Origin of the sequence: Hansschlegelia zhihuaiae (genome assembly GCF_004103825.1) — a bacterium.
In the GTDB taxonomy this organism is placed as follows: domain Bacteria; phylum Pseudomonadota; class Alphaproteobacteria; order Rhizobiales; family Methylopilaceae; genus Methylopila; species Methylopila zhihuaiae.
Genome location: NZ_RYFI01000051.1, coordinates 1 through 1264 on the forward strand (window position 1 = coordinate 1; position 1264 = coordinate 1264).

2 protein-coding genes are annotated in these 1264 nt (G+C 68.2%); both read left to right on the forward strand.

Annotation, left to right across the window (positions count from 1 at the left end; genetic code table 11):
* On the forward strand, window positions 1-213 hold a 213-nt coding region (locus EK403_RS22015; RefSeq protein ID WP_164919735.1), incomplete at its 5' end, for a dTDP-4-dehydrorhamnose 3,5-epimerase.
* Between the two features lie 23 nt (window positions 214-236).
* Window positions 237-1264: dTDP-glucose 4,6-dehydratase (gene rfbB, locus EK403_RS22020; protein WP_128779591.1), on the forward strand; the 1028-nt coding region annotated here is incomplete at its 3' end.

A 1264-nucleotide genomic window follows, 5' to 3' on the forward strand; every position in this document is an offset into this window, starting at 1 on the left:
CCGGTCGGCTTCGCGCACGGGTTCTGCACCCTCGAGCCGGACACCGAAGTGGCCTACAAGGTCACGGCCTACTACTCCGCCGAATGCGACCGCGGCGTGCTGTGGTCCGATCCCGCCATCGCGATCGACTGGCCGGTCGACCCCGACAAGGCGCAGCTCTCCGACAAGGACCGCAAGGCGCCGCGTCTCGCCGAAGCGCCCGATCTGTTCTGACGCGTCACCCGGACAGCCGCCATATGACCTCCCGACTCGCCGACGCGCGCATCCTTGTCACCGGCGGCGCCGGCTTCATCGGCTCCGCGGTGGTCCGCCATCTGCTCGCCGACACCGAGGCCTTCGTGGTCAATGTCGACGCGCTGACCTACGCCGCGAACCTGAACTCGCTGCCGGGCGCGGTGGGTCATCCGCGCTATCGCTTCGAGAAAGCCGACATCCGCGACGCCGCGGCGATGCGCCGGCTGTTCGAAACCTATCGGCCGACCGGCGTCATGAACCTCGCGGCCGAGAGCCATGTCGACCGCTCGATCGACGCGCCGGGCGCGTTTGTCGAGACCAATGTGGTCGGGACCTATGTGGTGCTGCAGGAGGCGCTGCGGCACTGGCGCGCGCTGTCGCCGGAGGGCCGGAAGACCTTCCGCATGATGCACATCTCGACCGACGAGGTGTTCGGGACGCTCGGCCCCACGGGGTTCTTCGCCGAGACCACGCCCTACAGCCCGAACTCGCCCTATTCGGCCTCGAAGGCCGCCTCCGACCATCTGGTCCGGGCATGGCGCGAGACTTACGGGCTGCCGACCATCGTCACCAACTGCTCCAACAATTACGGGCCGTATCACTTCCCCGAGAAGCTGATCCCGCTGATGATCCTGAGGGGGCTCTCCGGCGGCGAGCTGCCGGTCTACGGGCAGGGCGCGAATGTCCGCGACTGGCTCTATGTCGAGGACCACGCGCGGGCGCTCAGCCTGGTCATGGAGCGCGGCGTCCCGGGCGAGAGCTACAATGTCGGCGGCTGGAACGAGCGGACCAATCTCGACGTCGTGCACGTCGTCTGCGACCTGCTCGACCGGCATGCGCCGTCGCTCGGCCACGGCCGCCGCGATCTCATCCGCTTCGTCACGGACCGGCCGGGCCACGACATGCGCTACGCGATCGACGCGTCGAAGATCGAGCGCGAGCTGGGCTGGCGACCGAGCGAAAGCTTCGAGACGGGCATCGAGAAGACGGTGAAGTGGTATCTCGCCAACCGCGACTGGTGGGCGCCGCT